The 22,244-nt window shown below is 72.7% G+C and carries 22 protein-coding genes and 2 pseudogenes; 11 read left to right on the top strand and 13 right to left on the bottom strand.

Annotated elements, in window-relative coordinates:
- The first annotated feature begins 136 nt into the window (after positions 1-136).
- From DJ476_RS00505 to DJ476_RS00495, 3 genes are all read left to right on the top strand, one after another.
- Positions 137-550, top strand: a complete 414-nt coding sequence (locus DJ476_RS00505) for a roadblock/LC7 domain-containing protein (protein WP_018487742.1) — start codon at positions 137-139, stop codon at positions 548-550.
- Positions 551-691: 141 nt separating this feature from the next.
- Entirely contained in the window at positions 692-1,924 is a 1,233-nt protein-coding gene (locus tag DJ476_RS35065) for a DUF6397 family protein (RefSeq protein ID WP_181006701.1), read from the top strand.
- Positions 1,925-1,998: 74 nt separating this feature from the next.
- Positions 1,999-2,487, top strand: coding sequence for a GNAT family N-acetyltransferase (locus DJ476_RS00495; protein ID WP_070200158.1), 489 nt, complete (start codon positions 1,999-2,001; stop codon positions 2,485-2,487).
- Between the two features lie 149 nt (positions 2,488-2,636).
- Here the strand turns inward: DJ476_RS00495 and DJ476_RS00490 are convergent, their stop codons facing one another.
- Positions 2,637-4,778 (bottom strand): SpoIIE family protein phosphatase, encoded by a 2,142-nt coding sequence (locus DJ476_RS00490; protein ID WP_112489512.1) that lies wholly within the window; start codon positions 4,776-4,778, stop codon positions 2,637-2,639.
- A gap of 323 nt (positions 4,779-5,101) precedes the next feature.
- Here DJ476_RS00490 and DJ476_RS00485 point away from each other — a divergent pair.
- A pseudogene (locus tag DJ476_RS00485) lies at positions 5,102-6,198 on the top strand (enoyl-CoA hydratase/isomerase family protein).
- Between the two features lie 26 nt (positions 6,199-6,224).
- On the opposite strand, the gene DJ476_RS35060 reads toward DJ476_RS00485, so the two are convergent.
- The 7 genes from DJ476_RS35060 to DJ476_RS00450 form a co-directional block, all read right to left on the bottom strand.
- A complete protein-coding gene (locus DJ476_RS35060; protein ID WP_015606445.1) occupies positions 6,225-6,452 on the bottom strand; it encodes a hypothetical protein in 228 nt (75 codons plus the stop codon).
- A gap of 73 nt (positions 6,453-6,525) precedes the next feature.
- A complete protein-coding gene (locus tag DJ476_RS00475; RefSeq protein ID WP_103421646.1) occupies positions 6,526-7,017 on the bottom strand; it encodes a hypothetical protein in 492 nt (163 codons plus the stop codon).
- 112 nt (positions 7,018-7,129) lie between these two features.
- Positions 7,130-7,645 carry an SRPBCC family protein gene (locus DJ476_RS00470; RefSeq protein WP_103421647.1) on the bottom strand — a complete coding sequence of 172 codons (516 nt, stop codon included), beginning with the start codon at positions 7,643-7,645 and terminating at the stop codon, positions 7,130-7,132.
- Between the two features lie 149 nt (positions 7,646-7,794).
- Positions 7,795-8,391: an Asp23/Gls24 family envelope stress response protein gene (locus DJ476_RS00465; protein ID WP_167480416.1), complete on the bottom strand. Its 597-nt coding sequence runs from the start codon at positions 8,389-8,391 to the stop codon at positions 7,795-7,797.
- A 76-nt stretch (positions 8,392-8,467) separates the two neighbouring features.
- The gene (locus DJ476_RS00460; protein ID WP_112489510.1) at positions 8,468-9,544 is read right to left on the bottom strand and encodes a DUF6286 domain-containing protein; all 1,077 of its coding nucleotides are present in this window, start codon (positions 9,542-9,544) and stop codon (positions 8,468-8,470) included.
- Positions 9,541-9,771, bottom strand: a complete 231-nt coding sequence (locus DJ476_RS00455) for a hypothetical protein (protein WP_404827436.1) — start codon at positions 9,769-9,771, stop codon at positions 9,541-9,543. Before DJ476_RS00455 ends, DJ476_RS00460 begins: the two co-directional genes overlap by 4 nt.
- A 4-nt stretch (positions 9,772-9,775) precedes the next feature.
- Complete coding sequence (locus DJ476_RS00450) at positions 9,776-10,303, bottom strand: Asp23/Gls24 family envelope stress response protein (RefSeq protein ID WP_103421651.1); 528 nt, start codon at positions 10,301-10,303, stop codon at positions 9,776-9,778.
- 282 nt (positions 10,304-10,585) lie between these two features.
- Here DJ476_RS00450 and DJ476_RS00445 point away from each other — a divergent pair, with 282 nt between their 5' ends.
- From DJ476_RS00445 to DJ476_RS00435, 3 genes are read left to right on the top strand one after another with little or no spacing between them, the layout of a single operon-like run.
- Positions 10,586-11,152 (top strand): RNA polymerase sigma factor, encoded by a 567-nt coding sequence (locus DJ476_RS00445; protein WP_167480358.1) that lies wholly within the window; start codon positions 10,586-10,588, stop codon positions 11,150-11,152.
- Complete coding sequence (locus DJ476_RS00440; RefSeq protein WP_103421653.1) at positions 11,143-11,946, top strand: anti-sigma factor; 804 nt, start codon at positions 11,143-11,145, stop codon at positions 11,944-11,946. The genes DJ476_RS00445 and DJ476_RS00440 overlap by 10 nt, the downstream gene beginning before the upstream one ends.
- Positions 11,943-12,296 (top strand): hypothetical protein, encoded by a 354-nt coding sequence (locus tag DJ476_RS00435; RefSeq protein WP_103421654.1) that lies wholly within the window; start codon positions 11,943-11,945, stop codon positions 12,294-12,296. The genes DJ476_RS00440 and DJ476_RS00435 overlap by 4 nt, the downstream gene beginning before the upstream one ends.
- Before the next feature lie 67 nt (positions 12,297-12,363).
- Here DJ476_RS00435 and DJ476_RS00430 read toward each other — a convergent pair.
- A pseudogene (locus tag DJ476_RS00430) lies at positions 12,364-13,029 on the bottom strand (NADPH-dependent F420 reductase); the annotation flags it as partial.
- A 251-nt stretch (positions 13,030-13,280) separates the two neighbouring features.
- Here DJ476_RS00430 and ctaD point away from each other — a divergent pair.
- Both ctaD and DJ476_RS00420 read left to right on the top strand, forming a co-directional pair.
- Positions 13,281-15,011, top strand: coding sequence for an aa3-type cytochrome oxidase subunit I (gene ctaD, locus DJ476_RS00425; protein WP_112489509.1), 1,731 nt, complete (start codon positions 13,281-13,283; stop codon positions 15,009-15,011).
- Positions 15,012-15,054: 43 nt separating this feature from the next.
- Entirely contained in the window at positions 15,055-15,396 is a 342-nt protein-coding gene (locus DJ476_RS00420; protein ID WP_112489508.1) for a hypothetical protein, read from the top strand.
- Between the two features lie 233 nt (positions 15,397-15,629).
- Here DJ476_RS00420 and DJ476_RS00415 read toward each other — a convergent pair whose 3' ends face one another.
- The 4 genes from DJ476_RS00415 to DJ476_RS00400 all read right to left on the bottom strand — a co-directional run bounded on the left by DJ476_RS00415 (position 15,630) and on the right by DJ476_RS00400 (position 20,082).
- Complete coding sequence (locus tag DJ476_RS00415) at positions 15,630-17,240, bottom strand: sigma-70 family RNA polymerase sigma factor (protein WP_103420752.1); 1,611 nt, start codon at positions 17,238-17,240, stop codon at positions 15,630-15,632.
- A 237-nt stretch (positions 17,241-17,477) separates the two neighbouring features.
- Positions 17,478-17,672, bottom strand: coding sequence for an antitoxin (locus DJ476_RS00410; protein WP_103420754.1), 195 nt, complete (start codon positions 17,670-17,672; stop codon positions 17,478-17,480).
- A gap of 303 nt (positions 17,673-17,975) precedes the next feature.
- Positions 17,976-18,971, bottom strand: a complete 996-nt coding sequence (locus DJ476_RS00405) for an MASE1 domain-containing protein (protein WP_167480357.1) — start codon at positions 18,969-18,971, stop codon at positions 17,976-17,978.
- A 283-nt stretch (positions 18,972-19,254) separates the two neighbouring features.
- Positions 19,255-20,082: a PP2C family protein-serine/threonine phosphatase gene (locus DJ476_RS00400; protein WP_103420758.1), complete on the bottom strand. Its 828-nt coding sequence runs from the start codon at positions 20,080-20,082 to the stop codon at positions 19,255-19,257.
- Between the two features lie 140 nt (positions 20,083-20,222).
- On the opposite strand from DJ476_RS00400, the gene DJ476_RS00395 reads away from it, so the two are divergent.
- A complete protein-coding gene (locus DJ476_RS00395; RefSeq protein ID WP_019765070.1) occupies positions 20,223-20,492 on the top strand; it encodes a hypothetical protein in 270 nt (89 codons plus the stop codon).
- A 90-nt stretch (positions 20,493-20,582) separates the two neighbouring features.
- Entirely contained in the window at positions 20,583-22,070 is a 1,488-nt protein-coding gene (mptB, locus tag DJ476_RS00390) for a polyprenol phosphomannose-dependent alpha 1,6 mannosyltransferase MptB (protein ID WP_112489506.1), read from the top strand.
- Positions 22,071-22,244: the final 174 nt, after the last annotated feature.

Below are 22,244 nucleotides of genomic sequence, written 5' to 3'. Positions count from 1 at the left end.
CATCCTGGGCCCGCCGCCGCCGTGGCGCGAAGCGGCGCCCCGGGCGGCAGGGGGCGCTTGCCCGTACGGAGGCGGTGCGCAAGGCTTACGCGCGTAGCGGGGGAACGGGGAACGAAGACACGGGGAGGACGCACAGATGGCGCTTGACCGGGGACTCGACTGGCTCCTTGACGATCTCACCACCAGAGTGCGGCACATACGGCACGCGCTCGTGCTGTCGAACGACGGCCTGGTCACCGGGGCCAGCACCCAACTGGCCCGGGAGGACGCCGAACACCTGGCCGCGGTCTCCTCCGGACTGCACAGCCTCGCGCGCGGTTCGGGACGCCACTTCCGGGCCGGGCGGGCCCGCCAGACGATGGTCGAATTCGACGAGGCCCTGCTCTTCGTGACCGCCGCGGGCGACGGCAGCTGCCTGTCCGTGCTGACCGAGGCCGAAGCCGACGTGGGGCAGGTGGCCTACGAGATGACCCTGCTCGTCAACCGGGTCGGTGAGCACCTCGGCGTAGCGGCCCGCCAGGGCGGCCCGGAGGACATCGGCCCCTTCTGACCCCGTCCCGGCACGCCCCTACCCGCCTCCGACCTGCGGCTTCACCCACCTGGCAAGAGTTATCCACAGGCCGGACCGGAAGTGGCCTCGCGGAGCTACCGTGATTACGGAGAGTATTCGAGGTTCACGGGGAGGACGGCCATGACGGTCAAGGAAGCGATTCCCGCCTGTGCGGAGCGTGCGCACGACACGCGGGAGGACACGCCTGAGGTCAGGGACAAGGGCACTGGCGGGGCCCGGGACCCGGGCGCGCACGCCTCGCCCGCTACGGCGGGGGCCACCGTGGCCGCAGGGCGCGCCGCACAGGAACTGGGGCTTCGGCGCAACGAGTTCGAGCTTGCCGTGCATCTCGGGCTGGTCGCCGTCACCGAAATGCCCGGCTGCGGGCGGCCGAGGGTGCGCGAACGGGAGGTCGCGAGGCTGCGCGAACGGCCAGGACACCCGGACGGGTTGCTGGAGCGGGTGCGTACGGTCGGCACCGCGGAGGGTGCCGCGCTGCTCGGCATCGTCCCCGCGCGGTTCACCCGGCTGGCCCGGGCGGGCTGCTTCTCACCGGTCACGTTCTATCTGAACCGGTACCGGGCGGTGGTCTGGCTCTATCTCGCCGACGAGCTGGCCTCGTTCGCGGTACGGGAGCCCGCGCTGCTCGCCGGCCGGATGCCGCAGGAGATGCGTACGAGGCTGGAGGCGGGCGGCGACCGGAGAGCGCGCAACTGGCGGGCCCAGCGCATCGAACGCGTGCTGCGCCGCACCGAGGACCCCTGGGCCCGCGCCTCCGTGGAGGCATCCGCGCTGGACTCCGCCCACCTGGCGGAGGTGGTGGAGGACCCCTATGAACGCGCCTATCTCGTACGGGTCAGGCCGGAGCCCGTCTTCGGAAGGCCGGGCTCGCTGCCGGCCCGGGAGGCGATGGGGGAGCTGATGCTGGCGGACGACCCCGACGAGATCCTGTGGCGGCGGATCAGCCTGACGCTGAGTCTGGAACAGGCCCGTGACGAGAGGCCGGCCCCACGACCGGGCGACGACCCCGGGGCGGGGACGCCCGCCACGCCGAGACTCGCCCCGACAGCCTTCCCGAAGGCAGCGGCGAAACGAACCCCGGAACCGACCTGGGATCCAGCCCGGGACCCAGCCTCGGAACCGGCCTGGAAAGCAGCCTCGGAACCGACCAGGGATCCAGTCCCCGAACCAGCCCCGGAACCGCCCCCGGCACCCGCGTCGGCCGTGGTCCCGGTACCGGTCCCCACCTACGCCCCGCAGCCGACGGCCCCGCCCCCGCTCTCCCCGGCCATGGAGACACCCTCCGGTGCACGGGCGCCGAGCCGGAAACGGCTGCTGGCCGGGCTGGGATGGCGTCGGAGGAAGGACGGCTAGGCACGCGCGACAGGTTCGCGGCAGGGAGGGGAAGTGGTTCGCGGACACGCGTCCGGGCCCTGCATCATGTCCACATGCTGATCAGAGAAGCGACCACCGAGGACTGGCCCGCGATGTGGCCGTTCTTCCACACGATCATCGCCGCGGGTGAAACCCTCACCTATCCGCTCGACCTCGGTAAGGAGGAGGCGCAGGGCTGGTGGTACGTCGCCGCGCCGAGCCGCGTGGTCGTCGCCGTGGACGACGCGGGAACCGTCCTCGGTACGGCGAAGATGAACCGGAACCACATGGGCAACGGCTCCCACGTGGCCAGCGCCACCTACATGGTCGACCCCGCGCACTCCGGCAAGGGGGTCGGGCGCGCCCTGTGCGAGTACTCGGTCGACTGGGCTCGCACGTCGGGGTACCGGGCGATGCAGTTCAACGCGGTGGTCGAGACCAACACCCGTGCGGTCAAGCTGTACGAGTCCATCGGCTTCGAGGTGATCGGCACCCTGCCCGAGGGGTTCAACCACCCCACCGAGGGCTATGTGGGCCTGCACATCATGCACAAGGCCCTCTAGGCGAGCACGAAGCTGATGCTCCCCGACCACTCCGAGCCGGTGACCGTCCGACTGGTCGTCAAGGACGCCGGCAAGGGCGGCACGCACTCGATCGACTGGGCCGTCCGTAAGCGGCGTGCCGCACCGCTGAAGAGGGTGCGGCACGCCTCTCATCGCTGTCCGGCGGGCGGGGCCTGCTCCGCGGCGGCCGGCGCGGGCGGGGGAGCGGGACCGATCTCGCACCAGACGGCCTTGCCCTCGCCCCGGGGTTCGATGCCCCACCGGGTGGCGACCGCGTCCAGCAGGAGCAGCCCCCGACCCGACGTCGAAGTCTCGCCCGGGGTACGCCGCCGGGGCCAGGCGCTCGACCGGTCCTGCACCGAGAGCCGGATCCGCCGCACCGGCTCGGGCAGCACCTCCAGGCTCAGGACCGCCCCGCCCTCGGTGTGCAGGAGCACGTTCACCAACAGCTCACCGGTGACCAGTTCGGCGTCGTCCGCGAACTCGGCCATGTCCCAGTCGGCGAGCGCCTGACGCACGATGGCCCGGGCGTCCGACAGCCCCTCCGGGTCCGCCTGATGGATGTACTGGTGCAGCCGGGGCGCGTGCGAGGACCCCACGTCGGGGCTGCGCCGCAGCACCAGGAGCGCCACGTCGTCCCCCGAACCCCACCGCTCCCAGAGCCGGTCCGAGAGATGGTCGGCCAGCGCCTCGGCCCCCGCGGGCCCCGCGCTCACCTCGTTCCGCAGCGCCTGCACCCCGGTGTCCAGGTCGGCGCCCGGCTCCTCCACCAGACCGTCCGTGTACAGCACGAACGTCTCCCCGGGCACCAGATCGAGCCGGGTCTCCGGGTACTCCTCGTCCTGGAACTCCGTGGAGATACCCAGTGGCAGCCCCCCGCGCACCTGCGGACTGCCGACCCGCCCGTCGGTATGCCGGATCAGCGGCCCGAGGTGCCCGGCCCGCACCACTCGCGCCGCCCCCGTCGCCAGGTCGACCTGTGCGTAGGTGCAGGTCGCGAAGCGGTCGGTGTCCAGCTCGGAGAGGAAGCGCGAGGCCCGCGCCAGCACGGTCGCCGGAGGGTGCCCCTCGGCGGCGTACGCGCGCAGGGCGATGCGCAACTGGCCCATGATGGCCGCCGCGTGGGTGTCGTGCCCCTGGACGTCCCCGACGACGAGCCCGTAACGGTTCTTGGGCAGCGCGATCACGTCGTACCAGTCGCCGCCGACCTGCCGTCCGCTCCACGCGGCGTGGTAGCGCACCGCGATCTCGCCGCCCTCGATGTCCTGTATCCGGGGCGGGAGCATCGCGGACTGGAGCTGTGTGGCGAACTCCCGCTCTTCGTCGAAGAGCATCGCCCGCTGGAGCGACTGCGCCACGATCGCCGCGAGACCCAGACACAGGATCCGCTCGTCGGCGTTGAAGACCGTGCGCTCCCGGTAGAAGAGGGCGAGCCCGCCGAGCGACCGGGCCTGGGCGACCAGCGGCAGATAGGCCGCGGCCCGGAACCTGAGCTTCCCCAGATGCGGCTCCAGCACCGGATAGCGCCGGGCCAGCGCCGCCAGCGAGGTGATGAACCGGGGCCGCCCGCTGCGGATCGCGTCGGCCAGCGGAAGGTTGCGCTCCAGGTCCCCGGAGCCCAGCCCGTCGAGCGCCTCCAGCGACTCACCGCTCAGCGCCACGATGTTCAGCGAGGAGTTCTCCACCAGCCCCAGGGCCAGCCCGTCCGCCCCCAGCCTGGCCAGCCCGCCCGGACCGGTGAGCGCGGCCGTCACATCGTCCACGGTCACCGCGCGTGACATCGCGCTGGTGGTGCGCTCGACGATGTTGGTCTGGCGCTGCCGGCGCTTTTCCAGATCGAGGACGAAGGCCGAATGGGTGACTTCGGCCGTCGCGTCGCGCACCACCCCCACGATCCGGTGGGCCTTTCCGTCCTTCGACCGCAGGATGCGGGCCTGGACATGGGTCCACTGGGTCGTCCCGTCCTCCAGCGGCACCCGGAAGTGGACGTTGTACGAATTACTGCCACCCGTGATGGCCTCGTCGATCGTGACGTCCAGCCGGGCCCGCTCCGCCGGCTCCAACCGCTCCACCAGCGCACCGGGACGCGAGTCGAACGTCTCCGGGTCCACGCCGAACACGGCGAGACCCGCCTCGTCGATGTCCAGGGTCCGGGCATCGAGATCCCAGTCGAAACTGCCCGTCCGGTTCATGGCGAGGCGTTCCGTCGGCCCGATCTCACCGTTGGCCCTCCGGTCGATCCGGCGGAGCGGAGCGGCATCGGTGTCCTGCCGCCGTTCGTGGTCGGTCATGCATGCTCCGGAGGTCGTCCGGCGGGGCGCGCGGCGACGCGCCCCGTAGGCCTCAATTGTCGAGCCGCTCGGACCGGAGTGCCACAGCGGAGCACCGACGAAGTTCCCGCCCCGAACGCCCCGAACGCCCCGAACGCCCCGAACGCCCCGAGCAGCCACCGGTACCTGCGACCGGCACCCGACGGACCCGAGGTCCCCTCGGCGGCGGACCCTCCTGTCCGGCCGGCGGCCGGGAGTCGCAGAATGGCGGTACGGACCGGGGCGGCGGCGCCCGGCGGTCCGGCCACCAGGTCTCCACCGAACCCAGTGAGCGGAGCGCACACATGATCGACGACCGGCCCGTCCTGCTGGAGACCCGGGGACACTCCCTGCACATCACCCTCAACCGCCCCCGGGCCATCAACGCCCTCACCCACACCATGGTGCGGCTCATCGACGAGGCCCTCACGACCGCCGAGCGGGACGGGACGGTCACCTCGGTCGTCCTGACCGGGGCGGGGGAGCGCGGTCTGTGTGCGGGCGGTGACATCCGGGCCCTCCACGACGACACCCGCGCCGGAGGCCGGGCCTCGCTGGACTTCTGGCGCGACGAGTACCGCCTGAACGCCCGCATCGCCCGGTTCCCCAAGCCGTACGTCGCCCTGATGGACGGCATCGTGATGGGCGGGGGAGTCGGGGTGTCGGCCCATGGCTCGCTCCGGATCGTCACAGAGCGTTCCCGGGTGGCCATGCCGGAGACCGCCATCGGGTTCGTGCCCGACGTCGGCGGCACCCACCTGCTGGCCGCCGCCCCCGGCGAGCTGGGCACCCATCTGGCGCTCACCGGCCGGTCGGTCGGAGCGGCCGACGCCCTGCTGTGCGGCCTCGCCGACCACTACGTACCCACCCGGCGCCTGCCGGAACTCACGGAGGCCCTGGCCGTGTCGGTGACCGCCGAGGAGGTGGAGCGGACGGTACGGAGGTTCGCCGAGGAGCCACCCGCCGGAGAGCCGGGCGAGCTGGCCGCGCAGCGCGACTGGATCGACGCCTGCTACGCCACGGACAGCGTCGAGGAGATCGTCCGACGGCTCGAGGACACAGCCACCCCCGCAGCGGCGGACGTGGTCGCGGAACTCGGGGGAAGGTCGCCCCTGGCGCTCAAGGTCACGCTGGCAGCCGTACGCCGGGCCGCCCGGCTCGGCAGCCTGGAAGCCGCCCTCGACCAGGAGTTCCGTGTCTCCGCCCGGATCCGTGAGGAGCCGGACTTCGTCGAGGGCGTCCGCGCCCGGATCATCGACAAGGACGGCAGTCCGCAGTGGAAGCCGGCCACCCTCGCCGAGGTGGACGACAGCACGGTCGCCCGCTTCTTCGCCCCCCCCTCGGACCGGATGAGCCGGAGCTGGGCCTCGCGCCCGGGGCCACCGCCACCGGGACGGCCTGAGACCGGACCCGGGGGCGGAGACCGCGCTATCTGTCGCTGCCGGAGAGGCTCGGCTGCAACTCCCGCACCAGGGCGAACAGCCTGTCCTCGTTCCCCGTCAGCCCCGCCCCCCGAAGGGCGCGGTCGGCCTCCCGCATCGGTGAGGTGAGCAGCGGGAGATACAGGGGTGCGTCTTCCGGGTCCGAGAGCGCGGCCCGGGTGGCCTCCAGCAGGCGGACGTACGCCTGCGCCGCGGCGAGTTCGTCTTTGTCCATCTCGGCGTCTCCTGATCAGAGGTGTCGGACCGTCAAGCATCTCCCATGGGTCTGACAACGCCCCTGGATCCCGCTACCGCGCCCCGGGAACTCCCGCCGGTGGCTCAACCTCCAGATACCGCCGTCTGCGCGGCCCCCGGTAGAGCAGCACGGTCCAGCCGAGCCGTCGCAGCACCTCGGCGCACCCGGCCAGCGCCTCTTCCTCCTGGTGCGCGGCGCCGCTGCCCGGCGGCCCGGCCCAGTCGACCCGCACCGACCCGGGCGTTTCGCCCGTACGCACCCGGTACCCGGTGGAGACCCGGTGCCCCGACGCGTCGACGGCGGACGGCGTCGCTCCGGAACTCTCCAGGGCCAACGCGACGGCCCGTACCGGCCGGTGCAGCTCCCACGGCGCCGGTGAGGCCTCCGGATCGGCCCGTCCACCGCCAGCGCCCGTCAGACGGCGGATCTGCAACAGCCCCTCGAAGGCGGTCCGCACCGAAGCGGCACGTGCCTCGGCACTCCCGCCGAGCGGCGGCCCGTCCCCGGTGGCGGGCTCGAACCCGGTGGCCTCCTCACTGCCCATACGTCCCCCTGCCCCCGTAGTCCTACAGCGCTCGGAACCCGCGTACGTACCCCAGTGTGCACCGGGGGTCCGACACTCCCGGAGGCGTAACGGATCAGGCGCTCCGAGCAGTTCAGGAGGCCGCCCGGAAGTCCGCCTCCAACGCGGCCTTGAGGCGCTTGAGCGTGGTCCGGATGTTGCCGCGCTGGAACTCCGCGAACGTCTTCCCGCCCGTCGCGACCCGATCGAAGGCATTGGCCAGGAAGTCCGGCCAGGAGCGCCGGTCGTCGGTCCACGTCTCGGTCACCCGGGTCCCGCCGTCGACGGCTTCGAAGCGGTACTCCCAGGTCGCGACGGGCCCGGGGAGGCGCGGACGCCGGACGCCGATCGCGTGGACCCGGAAGGCGAAACGTTCGCCCGGATCGGCCGCCGTCACGGTGCACCGGGTCGTCCAGCCCATGGCCCCCCGCTTGTTGCGGCCCTCGAAGACCATGCCGACGTACGTGCCGCGCCGCTCTCCCCGGACGGTCGCCCCCCGGTTCTCGGGGCTCCAACGGCCCATCGCGGTCGGGTCGCTGAGCCGTTCGTACACGTACGCCGGTGGGGCGTCGACGACGATGCTGTCCGCCACGGACATGGTGCGGGACATGGCACGGCTCCTTCTCCACGGCCGTCGTCGGAGACCCTCCGGGACCGGACGGACCGTGGCGCCGACATCCCGGGCCCACACCTTACTCGCGAGTAGGTGCGGGTGGTGGGCGGGGCGGTGATCCGGTGCACCGCCTCTGCCCCCTGGGCTCAGCGCGTGCGCCGCTCGCGCCGGTTCGCCACCCGCACCCGTACGTCGGTCGGCAGACCGCGTACGCCCGCGCAGCGACGCGCATCCGTGACCATCCCGGCGGCGACCCGGCGCACCACCTCCGCAGGCCGTGCCTCCGGTTCGACGACCAGCGTCACCGCCGCACGCAGCGGCCGACCGGACAGACGCACCCGGGCGCGCGCCACGCCCTCGACGGCGACGGCCTGCTCGGTCATCGCCCGCTCCCATGTCCGCCGCCGCAGTGTCAGCCCGGGGGCCCGCAGGTCCACCCAGCGGGGGCCGGACGCCGACACCTGGAGGGCGAACCACCGGACGAACAACGCCAGTACGAGGATGAGCGCCCCGATCACGGCAGGCGTCCACCAGCCGTTCTCCCGCAGCCGGGCCAGCCCGTCGCGGTCCATCAGCACCCCGTCGGCGGCGCGCTCGGCCCACCGGGCGGGCACGTCACGCCCGATCCGTCCCAGCCCCGAACCGTCCCCGACGGCCAGCAGGACGCCACCGGCCAGGAGGGCGAGGCCGACCGTACCGAGGAGCGCCCGGTTCACCACGCCACGCGACCCGCTCACCGGCACGCACCCCGCCCGCTCACGCAGCACCCGTCGCCGCCCGTCCTGCCGCAGCCTGTCAGACCGCCATCCGCCACGCCGCTCACGCCTTTCCGTCGCCCCGGAGTTCGTCCCTGACTCCGTCCTCACGTTCGTTCCGGAGTCCGCCCTGACGGCCGTCCCGAGGTCCGTCCGGAAGCGAGTCCCTAACCTCATGCCGGTCCGTGCCCGGAGTCGCAGCCGAAGGCTCGATCGCCTCCGCGCCCGCATCACGCCGCACCTGAACCCCGATCCGCAGTACCGGCGTACGGGCCAGGCCCAGCTCCGCCAGACCCGCGTTCAGCACCCGGACCGCCTCCGAGCGGACCTCCTCCGGGTCGCCGTACCCCACGACGACCCGTACCCGCGCCCGCCGCCGGACGCCGACTCGCGCTCCGACCACCCCGGAGACGCCGAGCGCCCGCTCGCGCAGGATGCGGGCCGCAGCCGTACGGTCCAACTGCGCCCGCAACTCCGGTGCGGGCGCGCCCATCCGGAGCCGCCGCCGCGCCCCCGGCAGCAGCGCGCACCCCAGCAGCCAGACGCCCGCAAGGGCCGCCACCGCCCCGCCGACCCGTACGGCGGAGTCCGCCGGGCCGCGGGCCGCCGCCCAGTCGAGCACCGCCGTACGCCAGCCGGCCGGGGCACCGCCGAGCCGCACCGCGACCACATCGGCCAGCACCAGCCCGCACGCCACGGCCCCCGCGACCGCCAGAACCGCCGAGGGAACACGCCGTTCCGCCCTGATCCGGGGGCCGGGGACCATCTCCGGAGCCCCGACGGCCTCTACGGCCTCCAAAACCCCGGGAGCCCCAGGAGCCCCATGAGTCACCATGGCAGGGGCGGCGGCGACCGTCAGCGCGTCGACGCGGATCGCGGCGCGGGGCACGGACAGACCCGTGAGGGCCGCCGTCCGTGCCTCCGCCCGCTCCCGTACCCGCTGCGCCGCCTCGTCGGCCCGCAGCGGATAGGGCAGCCGCACGTCCACCGCGATCCGGGCGGAGGCCCCGCGCACCGTGGCCGAACCCCGGGTCACCGACCCGCCGTCGGGCAGAGCCTCGGCGGCGGCCCGTTCGGCGATCCGCCGGACCGCCCGCGGGGCCACCGTCGTCGTACCGCGCTCACCGGCGGGGACCGTCACCGCCGCCTCCCCGCCAACTCGTCCAGGAACTCCCGCAGCCCGGTGCCCCGGTCCGCGAGGTGACCGGCGAACCAGCCCAGCGCCCCGAGCGCGCCCACCAGGAGGAACGCCCCGAACCCGCCGAACCACCCCGCGAACCCCAGTGCCATGCCCGCGGCGGCACCGACCACACCCCGGCCGCCGGGCACATCGCCCACCGGTCCCGGCCCGTCCACCCTCCGAGTCACCGCGTCACGCCACGCGGGTCTCGGTGGGCGCGGCCTCGTCGTCGTCCTCGGGCAGGTGCACGTCGTTCACGGTCACATTGACCTCGACGACCTCCAGGCCCGTCGTGCGCTCCACCGCCGCGATGACGTTCTCGCGTACGTCACGGGCGACATCGGTGATCGCGACGCCGTACTCGACGACGAGATCCAGGTCGATGGCCGTCTGACGTTCGCCCACCTCGACCTTGACGCCCCGCCCGACGTTGGGCCGGCCGCCCGGCACCCGGTCGCGCACCGCGCCGATCGTGCGGGAGAGCCCGCCGCCCATGTCGTGCACGCCCGGGATCTCCCGGGCCGCCATCCCCGCGATCTTCACGACGACGGTGTCCGCGATCGAGGTGCGGCCCCGCGTCGCGGCGGGCTCGGACGCGCCGGTGGCACCGCGCCCCACGGTCGTCGTACCGCCGGCGCTCTGCTTCGTCCCGCCCGCACCGCCCGTGCCCTGCTCCGTGCTCGCGGCGGGAACGGCTGCTGCTGCCTGGGTGGTGGTCATGAAGACTCCTCGCACATCGCTCGGCTCGTTCTGCCTGACATCTCTTTGGACACGCCGTCCGCCGATTCGTCACGCGGGTTCCCGGAAATCTTTTGCCGACCCCTGTGGCGTCCGAGTTCGAGAACCGGGGTTCGGGGCAGATCGGTGCGTGACGTTCCGGCGGACGGTGTGTCCAACGGAGAGAACAGAGAACGCAGAGAAGCAGAGAAGACGACAGCACCGGGAAGGTGACGTGGAAGCGATCGAGGGAGGGGCTGGTCCGTGCCCGGCAACGGGAATGAGATGACGGTACGGGCGCCGCAGGGCACCCGTACCGACGAGACGCTGCTGGTCGTACGGGCCGGGGAGGGCGACGAGGAGGCGTTCGAGGCGCTCGTACGGCGGCACAGTCCCGCCATGCTGCAGCTCGCGATACGGCTCCTGGGGGACCGCGCGGACGCGGAGGACGCCGTTCAGGACGCCTTCGTGAGCGCCTGGCGCAAACTTCCCGAGTTCCGCCGGGACGCCGCCTTCTCCACCTGGCTCCACCGCATCGTCACCAACCGCTGCCTCAACCGGCTCCGCTCCCGCAGACCGGCGGCGGCCCTCGACACGGTTCCCGAGCAGGCCGCCCCGGACCACCAGGCGTCGCCCGCCCGGGCCGTGGAGTCGCGCGCCGCGGCCGACGCACTGGCCCGGGCGATGGCGGACCTCTCACCCGAACAACGTGTCTGCTGGGTGCTCCGTGAGATGCAAGGACTGTCCTACGAGAGCATCGCGGACACGGTCGGAATCAGTCTGCAGGCGGTCCGAGGCCGGGTCTTCCGAGCCCGCCGCTCCCTGACGGAGGCGATGAGCGCATGGCGATGAGCGCCGACCCCGGCCTGCCGGAAGAGAACGGGCACGTGCCAGGAGAGAACGGGCACGAGCCGGAGGAGAACGGCTACCGGCCTGATGGGAACCGACACGAGCCGGAACGGAGCCTGTACGCATCCGACGGGAGCCGGTACGAAGCGGAGGCGGCGGAGGACGAGCGGCTCGCCTGCGGGCGTCTGCTCAGCGAGGTCTGGGACGCCGGGGACACCGGCCGGACCGCCGCCGACCCCCACCTCTCGGCCTGCCCGCACTGCTCGGCGGCCCTGGCCGAACTCACCGGCCTCGGCGCCGCCGTACGCCGTACCTGCGCCGAGGAGCCCGGTGTGCCGGAGGCCACCACGGCCGCGATCACGGCCCGGGTGATGGACCTGGTCCGCCTCGAACTGCGCCCCGGGCGTCCGCTTCCCCTCGGGGAACCGGAGGAGGACCACTGGATCGTCGAGGCCGCTGCGGCCCGGCTGCTGCGGGCGGCGGTCGACGCGCTGCCCGGGGTACGGGCCGGGAGCTGCCGGATCGCCCCGCTCGACCCGGCCGACCCGACGGGCCCGGTCCACGTACGGGTCGAGGTGGCGGCGAGCCTGGAGCGGTCCCTTCCGGAGGTGGCCGACGACGTACGCGCCCGGATCGCCGCCGTCGCGGACCAGGAGATCGGCATCCGCCTCGGCGCGGCCGACGTCCTGGTCGTGGACATCCTGGACGACGAGAACGACGACGGCCCGGCGCATTACTCGTACGACGCGTACGACGACGGGCGCGACGGCCACGGCACGGGAGGAACAGCGCGATGACCGCCGATCCAGTGCGGGACCGGGACCGGAACCGCCTCGCCGAAGCGGCGGCGGAGGCCGCCGAGGGCGTCCCCGGAGTCGCCTTCCTGCGCCCCGGCGTCGTGGACCTGCTGCGGACCCGGGTCGCGGACCGGGCCCCACGCCTCGCGACGGGGCCCGGTCCGCGCACGCAGGGGGTTCGGGTGAGCCGGGACAGCACCACGGGCACCTGGCACATCGACCTCCGCCTCGTCCTGCACCGCGGTCACCGTGCCCTGGACGTCACCCGGGCCGTGCACACCGCCACACTGGCCGCCACCCGCGCCGAGCCCTCGGTCTCGGTGCGGGTGACGGTGACGGGGGTGGTCTGAGCACCCACGGACGGATGGGGGAAGCGGGGAGACGGCGACGGTCCGGCCCCCGCCGCGTATCAGGCGCTCAGGCGCGCCACTCCGCCGTCCGCTCCGGCGACGCCTCCGCCAGGGCCTTCGCGACGGCGTCCGCATCGCCCTGGTGGCCGTAGACCGGCGTGCCGGGCTGCTGGCGCCACGACTCGTCCAGGCCGCCCGCGTCGACCGTGTCGAAGCCGAGTTCGTCGATCAGGTCGCGTACGGCCTGCTTGGCGACCGGGTCGTCCCCGGCCACCGGCAGTGCCTGCCGGCCGGGGCTGCCCGCTGGGCGACCCCGGTCCAGGATGTCCTGGGCGTAGGTCCCGTTGAACGCCTTGACCACCGGGTGGCCGAGCTGCTGCTCGGTCCACCGGCTCTCCGGCAGGCCGTCCTCGATGGCGGCGATCCGGCCGTCGCGCTGCTGCGGGTAGTAGTTGCCGGTGTCGATGACCGCCACGCCCTCGGCCGCCCCGTCCAGGAGCCCGGAGGGCAGGTCGGGTACGGCCTTGAGCGGGACGGTCACGACGACGATACGGGCGCCCCGTGCCGCCTCGGACGCGGTGACCGGGGTGGCTCCGGTCTCCTCGGCCAGGGCGGCCAGGGTCTCGGGGCCGCGGGAATTGGCGACCGAGACGTCATGTCCGAGCGCGGTCAGACGCCTGGTGAGATTTCCGCCGATGTTGCCCGCGCCGATAATGCCGATCTTCATGGATCCGACCTTCCGATACGTGCCGAGTGGGAGAGCGGTGGTTCTGTCGCTCCACCAACTCCGCTGTCCGACGAGCTATTCCGGGCCGGTGCGGACGGGTGAAGCGAGGTGAAGCCGGGTGAAGGGCGCTGTGGGCCATTTGAGTGTCCTTGCCGGGCGCTCGCACGGGACGGGGAAGTATGTCCCACCGGACCGATCGCCGCGGGTCCATCCTGGTCGCCGAGTCCATACGGGCCGTTGACCGAAGGAGCGTCGCAGTGACGACGAGGGGCATCTCGCAACCGGTGGAGACCGATGCCGCAGAGGGGGACGAACTGCCGGTACGGCGCAAGGAGCCGGGCAATGTCGTCGTCAAGTGGATGACCAGCACGGACCACAAGACGATCGGCACGCTCTACCTGGTCACGTCCTTCGCCTTCTTCTGCGTGGGCGGGCTGCTGGCTCTGGTGATGCGCGCCGAACTGGCCCGGCCCGGAACCCAGTTGATTTCGAACGAACAATTTAATCAAGCGTTCACGATGCACGGCACGATCATGCTGCTGATGTTCGCGACGCCGCTGTTCGCCGGGTTCGCCAACTGGATCATGCCGCTGCAGATCGGGGCGCCCGATGTGGCGTTCCCGCGGCTGAACATGTTCGCGTACTGGCTGTACCTCTTCGGCTCGCTCATCGTGGTCGCGGGCTTCCTCACTCCGCAGGGCGCCGCCGACTTCGGGTGGTTCGCCTACGCGCCGCTGAACGACGCCGTCCGCTCGCCGGGCATCGGCGCCGACATGTGGATCATGGGTCTGGCCTTCTCCGGCTTCGGCACGATCCTCGGCTCGGTCAACTTCATCACCACGATCATCTGCATGCGCGCACCCGGCATGACGATGTTCCGCATGCCGATCTTCGTCTGGAACGTCCTGCTGACCGGTGTCCTGGTCCTGCTGGCCTTCCCGGTCCTGGCCGCCGCCCTGCTCGCCCTGGAGGCGGACCGCAAGTTCGGTGCCCATGTCTTCGACCCGGCCAACGGCGGCGCGCTGCTGTGGCAGCACCTCTTCTGGTTCTTCGGCCACCCGGAGGTGTACATCATCGCCCTGCCGTTCTTCGGCATCGTCACCGAGATCTTCCCGGTCTTCAGCCGTAAACCGGTCTTCGGCTATATCGGCCTGGTCGCCGCCACCATCGCCATCGCGGGACTCTCGGCGACCGTATGGGCGCATCACATGTTCGTCACGGGAGCGGTGCTGCTGCCGTTCTTCTCCTTCATGACGTTCCTCATCGCGGTGCCGACGGGTGTGAAGTTCTTCAACTGGATCGGCACGATGTGGAAGGGGTCGATCTCTCTCGAAACCCCGATGCTCTGGTCGATCGGATTCCTGGTCACCTTCCTCTTCGGCGGGCTGACCGGAATCATCCTCGCCTCGCCCCCGATGGACTTCCACGTCTCGGACTCGTACTTCGTCGTCGCGCACTTCCATTACGTGGTGTTCGGCACCGTGGTCTTCGCGATGTTCGCCGGATTCCACTTCTGGTGGCCGAAGTTCACCGGCAAGATGCTGGACGAGCGGCTCGGGAAGATCACCTTCTGGACCCTTTTCGTCGGCTTCCACGGGACGTTCCTGGTGCAGCACTGGCTGGGGGCCGAAGGAATGCCCCGTCGTTACGCGGACTATCTCGCGGCCGACGGCTTCACCGCGCTGAACACCCTTTCCACCATTGCCTCGTTCATTCTCGGCCTTTCCCTCCTGCCGTTCTTCTACAACGTCTGGAAGACCGCCAAGTACGGCGAGCAGGTCCGGGAGGACGACCCGTGGGGTTACGGCCGTTCGCTGGAGTGGGCGACCTCCTGCCCGCCCCCGCGCCACAACTTCGTGACCCTGCCGCGGATCCGCTCCGAATCCCCGGCGTTCGACCTGCACCACCCGTCGCTGCGGGAGATCGACGAGGCCGCCAACCGGCCCGATGCCTCCGCCACCGTGGCGCCGGGGGACCGGCAGGAGTGAGCCCGGCCCGCCGCGACCGGAGAGCCCGACAAGAGGAGGACGCGTGAACCCCGACAAGGACAGCGCCCGCGGCCTGGCCCAGCTGGAGGGCTACCTGCTGTGGAATGCCGAGGTCGAGAGGGCGCGGGCGCAGGCGCGCCGCTTCACCGACCAGCTCCCCTGGCTCACCACCGCCCAGCGCGAGGACGTGGAGCGCGTCTACCTCACCGAACGGGTCGCCGTCTCCCGGGACGCGCTCGCCCGTGTGCGTGACCGGGCGGTCGAACTGCGCGGGGAGTACACGGCACGCTACGAGCGGCTCCGGGCCCGCTGCGTGGCCCTCGCGGCCGCGGCGGTGGGCGCGGTCACCGCCGTCGCCACCTCGCTGACCCTGCTGCTGCGCTGAACCGGCCGGGATCCGGTGCGACCCCCCTGCGGTCGCACCGGATCCCGGCCCGGCCAACGGTCCCGCCGAGCTTTGAGGGCCGGGCGGCTGCCCCCGAGCGGGGCCGCCTCAAGCCCCGCCCGAGCCCGTCGGGGCTCAGCAACTGCCCCGAGCCGAGCCTGGCTCGGGCCATGCTCCGCCCGCGATGCCCGGGCCAAGCCCCGCCCGGTCAGTCACGCCCGGCCGGCTGTCGCTCAGCGGGTGCCGAACTTCTGCGTCCACACCGGTCCGCCACCGGAGTCCTGCTTCCCTATCCCCATCTCCTTGAAGGCGCAGTTCAGGATGTTCGCCCGGTGCCCCGGGCTGTTCATCCACGCCTCCATCACATCGGCCGGGGTCCGCTGCCCCTTGGCGATGTTCTCGCCGTACGTGCTCCACCGGTACCCGGCCGCGGTGATCCGGTCGCCCGGGTCGGTGCCGTCGGGGGAGGTGTGCGAGAAGTAGTCGCGGGCCTCCATGTCGGCGGAGTGCCGCTGCGCCGCCGTGGCCAGCAGATCGTTGGAGGTCACCGGACCGCACCCCTCCTTCGCCCGCTCCGCGTTGACGATCTGGAGGACCTGGTCGCCCTCCGACGCCGGAGGCGCGGGTGCGGGCGGCGGCGGGGGCTGCGGGGCCGGGGCGGCCGAGCTGGGTGCGGGCGGCCGGGTGCTCTTCGTCGGCGAGGGCTTGGGCTCGGGCTTGCGCGAGGGGCTCGGCGACGCCGAGGCGCTGGCCGAAGCGGAGGGCGAGGCGGAGGAGGCCGAGGGGGACGCGGTCGTCGGGGCGGAGGAGGCGGCGGCCTCCGTAGGCAGCGTCGGGCCACCGCTCGGGGTCCCGGCGCTCAGCGTCGTCGCGTCCCGGTCCTCATCGTCGGTGTACAGGTGCACGGCCGCGCCACCGGTCCCCAGCGCCGCGACGGCGACCACGGCGGCGATGGCCGAGTTGCGGCGCCGCCGCCGTACCTGACCGCGCCTGCGCTCGGCCCGCCCCGCCCCGGCCGCCGGGGCCGCGGCCAGATGTGCGGCCGTGGGCAGCAGCTCCGGGGCCACCATGCTTCCCACGGCCCCGGCCACCGGGAGAAGCGCCAGACCCACCAGCAGCCCCTCCGCCGGCACCAGCCCCGAACCGTGGCCCGAGCACACCGTGCACTCGCGGGCGTGCCGGGCCAGCCGCTTGCGCCACAGGGCGGACGGGACCCCGTCCCAGCCGACGAGCATGTCCTCCAGCAGTACACACGGCGGGTCGGCGGCCAGCGCGCCCACCACGACCCGGGCCGCCTCCAGCTGCGCCTTCATCCGCTGCACCCGTACGGCGGTGTGCTGCGGGGACAGCTCCATGGCCGCGGCGACCTCGGCCCGCGAGAGCTGGCCCCCCGTCTCCAGCCACCACAGCGACAGCAGCGCACGGTCGTCCTCGTCCAGCCACCGGGTCGCCTCGGCCACCTGGCGCCGCTGCCCGGTCAGCCCGAGCCGCAGGATGGTCAGCTCGACGAAGTCGGCACGTGGATCGGCCAGGTCGAACGAGTCGTCCAGCCGGTCGGCGGAGCCCGGCCCCGCCTGGCCCTCGCGCCAGTGCCGGCGTATCTCGTTCATGGCTATCGCGACCAGCCAGGAACGGAAGCGCCCCGGATCACGCAGCTCGGGCAGGGAGCGCAGCATCCGAAGCACCGTCTCCTGCACGACGTCGTCCACGTCCGCGTGCCCGTTCAACGCCCGGCCGACGACGTTGTAGAGCAGCGGCAGATACGACGCTACGAGCTGGTCCTTGGCCTCCTGGTCGCCGTTCCGCGCCGCCGCGATCAAGGCCGTCCCGTGATCCTTGCCCATGCTGTGTTCACTCTTCCGGGGTCCGGTGCTGTCACTTCCCACACTCGGGAGATGCGGTGCGGGCCGGACGATAACAAGAATCCGATGAGCATCCCGGAAATCGTCCGCGTCCCCATGCCACGGACGCACCCCGGTCGGTGCCACGGGATATGTCCCGTGGCACCGACCGGGGTGTGAGCGGACAGCGCCGACCGGTCGCCGCCGGCGGCGACGTTTCAGTCGCGGTTCAGATGCGGGTCAGGTGCGCGGCGGACCGTCCTGGTCGCGCTCCGTGCCGAACTGCTGCTTGAACTTGTCCTGCGCGGAGTCGACCTGGCCGCTGTACTTGCCCTTGGTCCGGTCGTCGACCATGTCTCCGGCCTTGTCGATGCCCTTGCCGGCCTGGTCCTCGTGGCCCTTGAACATCTTCTTGATCTTGTCCATTGCGGACATACCTGGCCTCCTCGGCTATGCGCCCCCCACCCATCAAGGGTCACCGCCCGAGGCCCGGCCCGCATCCCCGGCACCCGCCGGAGGAGCCGGGGATGCGGAAGGCGGGGGACGGAGAAGAGGGGAAGCGGGGGCCGGGAAGTGTGAAGCCGCGCCGACTGGGCAGATACCGGTCACCTGGAGGAGGTGGGGCCATGGGCCGCATCCGTATTGTTGTCCGTCGACCGCCGCCCCCGTCCGGGCCGCCCCCGCTCGACCTGCGCACGCCGTCCGGTCGGCCGCTGCCCTACTGAGCCGGCCGCCGCCCTACCGGGGAGTGTGCGGAGGCCCGTCGTCGTGACGGCCCGACGGCGGTCCCGGCAGCGGCGCGAGCTGCTCCACCAGCGCTTCCAGCTCCACGACCGCGTGCTCCGTCTCACGGCGGATGTTCTGGTGCTCGGCCACGATCGCCCCGAGCAGCAGCGCCGTGAGCGCCACGCAAGCGTTGAGCACGGTCAGGTTGATCATGATCTCCATCAGGGTGTGGCCCGCGAACGGCCCCAGGGAGTCGGTGCCCGCCGTGATCGCCAGCACCGACACCACCAGGGCGCACGGCGCGCTGCCGGGCAGCTGGAACCGGAGCGCCGCCCAGATGATCACCGGGAACACCAGATAGACCATGGAGAGCGAACTCCTGGTGGAGATCATCCCCGCCAGGACCACCGCGACCGCCAGGACGCACGCCTCCGCCCACCGCTCGTCCAGCCGGGGCCGCCGCACCCGGCGCAGCACCAGCAGTACGGGGGTGACCACGAGGACCCCCATGGCGTCCCCGGCCCACCACGACGCCCAGACCAGCCAGAAGCGCCCCGGGGGAACCTTGTCGTCGAGCAGCAGCGTCACGCTGCCTGCGGTGGCGCTGATCAGCATCCCGGCGAACGCGCCGAGGAAGACCAGGCAGATCCCGTCCCGCAGTCGGACCAGCTCGCCGCGGAACCCCACCTTCCGTAGCAGCGCGTAGGCGGCCAGCGGGGCGAGGGTGTTGCCGAGGACGATGCCCATCCGCGACACGGTGAACGCGTCACCGATGGCGGAGACCGTGAAGAGCGCGCCCAGGGCGATGCCCGGCCAGATCCGCGCCCCGAAGTACAGCAGCGCGGCCAGCGAGATCCCCGTGGGCGGCCAGAGCGGGGTGACCACGGCCCCGTCCACCACCACCTGGCGCGTCAGCCCGAGCCGCCCCGACAGGTAGTAGGCGCCGGTCACGCCCAGGATCTGCGCCACGTACACGGCCCGACGTCTGGCTTCCTTACTGCGGATCACACCACTCATCAGACACCGACCGCACGGACGGGACGGCCGGTGACACGCGCCCGACGGCCTGACGTCCCCGTGTCCGACGGCCTGACGTCCCGGTGTCCGACGGCCTGACGTCCCCGTGTCGGACGGCCTGACGTCCCGGTGTCCGACAGCTTGTACGCTCCCGCAGCCGACAGCCGGACACGTTCCGGCGCTCGACGCCGGGGAGCCCCCGCGCCCGACGTGGCCCTGGCGTCCGCCCCGCCGTCACCGACCGGCCACCACCGCGCCTGCCTCCGTCCGCCCGTCACCGCCCCCGGGCCGGAGCGTGCCGCAGGACGAGGACGGCCGCGTCGTCCTCGTGGCCCGTCCGCTCCGCCGCCCCGAGGACACCGTCGGCCAGTTGGTCGGCCCCCGCCCCGACGTGGGCGGCGACGAGCTGCCGTACCCGGTCGAGGCCCTCCTCGATCAGCAGCGAGGGACCCTCGACGACCCCGTCGGTGAGCAGCACGATCGCGCCCTCGGTCTGCAGGGTGCGCCGGGTGACCGGATACCTCTCACCCGTCTGGATGCCCAGCGGCAGGCCCCCCGGGTCCTCCGTGACCCCCGACCGCCCGTCCACGGTCGCCCACACGCTGGCCACATGCCCCGCCCGGGCGCTGCACAGCTCCCAGCTCCGCGGATCCAGCCGCAGGAACGTACAGGTCGCGAAGAGCCCGGAGTCCACCGAGAGCAGCAGATCGTTGGTGCGGCCCAGGACCTCGCCCGGGTCGGAGACCGTACCCGCGATTGCCCGCATCGCGATGCGCACCTGCCCCATGAAGGCCGCCGCCTCCACGTCGTGCCCCTGGACATCACCGATCGCGAACCCCACGGCCCCGTCCGCCATGGCGAAGCCGTCGTACCAGTCACCGCCGATGTCCAGGCCGTCGCGCGCGGGCGCGTACCGGGCGGCCGACTGCAGGCCGGGGAGGGCGGGCAGGGTAGCCGGAAGCATGTCGCGCTGAAGGGCCTGCGCGAGTTCCACTCTGGCCTGGTGGAATTCCACCTCCCGCCGGGCGCGGGCGGTGAGGCTCTGCAACGTGGTCAGCAGGTCCTCGGCGCTCACCGAGCGGGGAGTCCGACGCCGGTTCATTGGCCGCTCCGCGGTGCGTGAGTCCCTGAATCATATGGTGCACGTCACGCGGCGGCGACTTCGCCGAGGGGGAGACCCCGACCCTGCCGGATGGCCCCGCACGCCGGGCCGTTGTCAGTGGCCGGTGCGATGCTGCCTGCATGGACGAGCTGATGAGGCAGCGACGGGTGTACGGCACCGACCACGACGACCCGCACCCCGGCCCGAGGCCGGGCCACGACTACCGGGAGCTGGTCGGCGGCCCGCTCGACGGGCTGCTCCTGGACGTCACCGGCTGGAGCGACGAGGCCCTGCGCGAAGGGGCCGGACTCGTGACCGAAATAGGTGCCTACGGTCCGGGTGGCCGGGCGGAGTACGGACCCCGTTCACCCGACGGCCACCAGTGGGACTGGCGCGGCGACGTCCGCTAGTCACCGCAGGCCGGGCCGCCTCCGGGTGACCGTCCTCCACCCCCGCCCTGAGGGAGAGGAGGCGCAGGTCATCCGATAGATTCTGCCGTCATGTGGGCTTTGAGCGCTGTCGGATACCGTCGGCTGGGCACGGCAGCCGCCCTGGCGACCGCCGTGGGCGGCTGGATCTCCGGAAAGCTGCCTGCCCACGACCCCTGGGGGCTCTGGGTCGACCACGGCGCCTCCGTGCGGATCCCCGCGGCCGTCCTCGCCTACGCCGGACTCACCGTGCTTGTCGTCGCCTGGTGGCAGTACGGCAGAACCGCCGCCACCGTCCGCGAGACGCTCACCACCCTCGCCTGGTGGACGGCACCGTTCCTGCTCACACCCCCGCTCTACAGTGCCGACGTCTACAGCTACATCGCCCAGGGCGCCATGGTCGTCGAGGGCCTCGACGTCTACACGGTCGGCCCCTCCAGCCTCGACCCCGCGGGGTTGGGCGGCGACGCGGCGGCGAGCGTGGGCCACCACTGGCGCGACACCCCGGCCCCGTACGGACCGCTCTTCCTCCTGCTCTCCGCAGCCGTGGCGAAGACGACCGGCGGCACGATCGTCCCCGCCGTCCTGGCGATGCGGCTCATCGCCCTGGCCTCCCTGCTCCTCATCGTCTGGGCCCTGCGCCGGCTGGCCCGGGAGCACGGCACCGGCGAGAGCCGCGCCCTCTGGCTGGGGGCGCTCAATCCGCTCCTGCTGATGCACGTCGTCGGGGGCATGCACAACGACGGCCTGATGATCGGCCTCATGCTCGCCGGGTGCGCCCTCGCGCTGCGCGGCCGCTGGGTGGCCGGCAGCGCCCTCATCGGGCTCGCGATGATGGTCAAGTCCCCGGCCGCCGTGGCACTGCTGTTCATCGGCGTCATGGTGCACGCCTCCGCGACCGGGCCGCAGGTACGACGGTGGGCCAAGGGGCTCCTCGCGCCCGGCCTCGTCGCCTGCGCGGTCGCCGGATCGGCCACGCTGGTCAGCGGCACCGGCTTCGGCTGGCTCCGGACCCAGGGCGTCGCCGGGAACATCCACACCGCGCTCTCCCTCGTCAGCGACCTCGGCCTGGGCCTGGGAGAGCTGGGCCGTCTGCTCCTGGGCACCGACCCCGAACCCGTCAAGTCCGCCGTGCAGACCCTCGGCCTGGCGGCCGCGGTCGTCCTGATCCTCGTCCTCGCCCGGAGGTCGATGAACGGCCGTCTGCCCCCGGTCCACGCCCTGGGCCTCGGCCTGCTGGCGCTCGTCGCGCTCTCGCCCATGGTCCAGCCCTGGTACCTGCTGTGGGGCCTGGTGGTCGTCGCCGCCACCCAGCAGCACGGCCGGGTCATCGCCGTCCTGACCGTCCTGTCGGCCGCGCTCGTCTACGAGACCCACCCCGCGGGCGGCACCCCGGCCTTCGGATTCGCCCTCGCCGGAGTCGCGGCGCTCGTCGCCACCCTCGTCATCCGCCGCACCCCGCCGGTCGCGGAGCCCGCCCCGGTGCCCGGACCCCGCAGCGCCCACCCCGACACCCCGCATGCCCCGCAGAGCGCCGAGGCCCCGCAGGGAACCGCGTAAATAATCGCTCGACGCCCCGCGCGGACCTCCGGTACCGTCATCACGTCCTGTTGTCTCCGATAGAGGTGGACGTTGCGCATCTGAGGTCCGCGATCATCACGCGGTACGGCCCTGGCCCGTACACCGTCACGACATGGCCGGCACACCCGCCGCCCGTGACTTCCGCGTGGATGC

This window comes from Streptomyces bacillaris (assembly GCF_003268675.1).
Taxonomy (GTDB): domain Bacteria; phylum Actinomycetota; class Actinomycetes; order Streptomycetales; family Streptomycetaceae; genus Streptomyces; species Streptomyces bacillaris.
The sequence above is the reverse complement of the archived record's forward strand: the minus strand, read 5'-3'. Positions and strand labels throughout refer to the sequence as shown.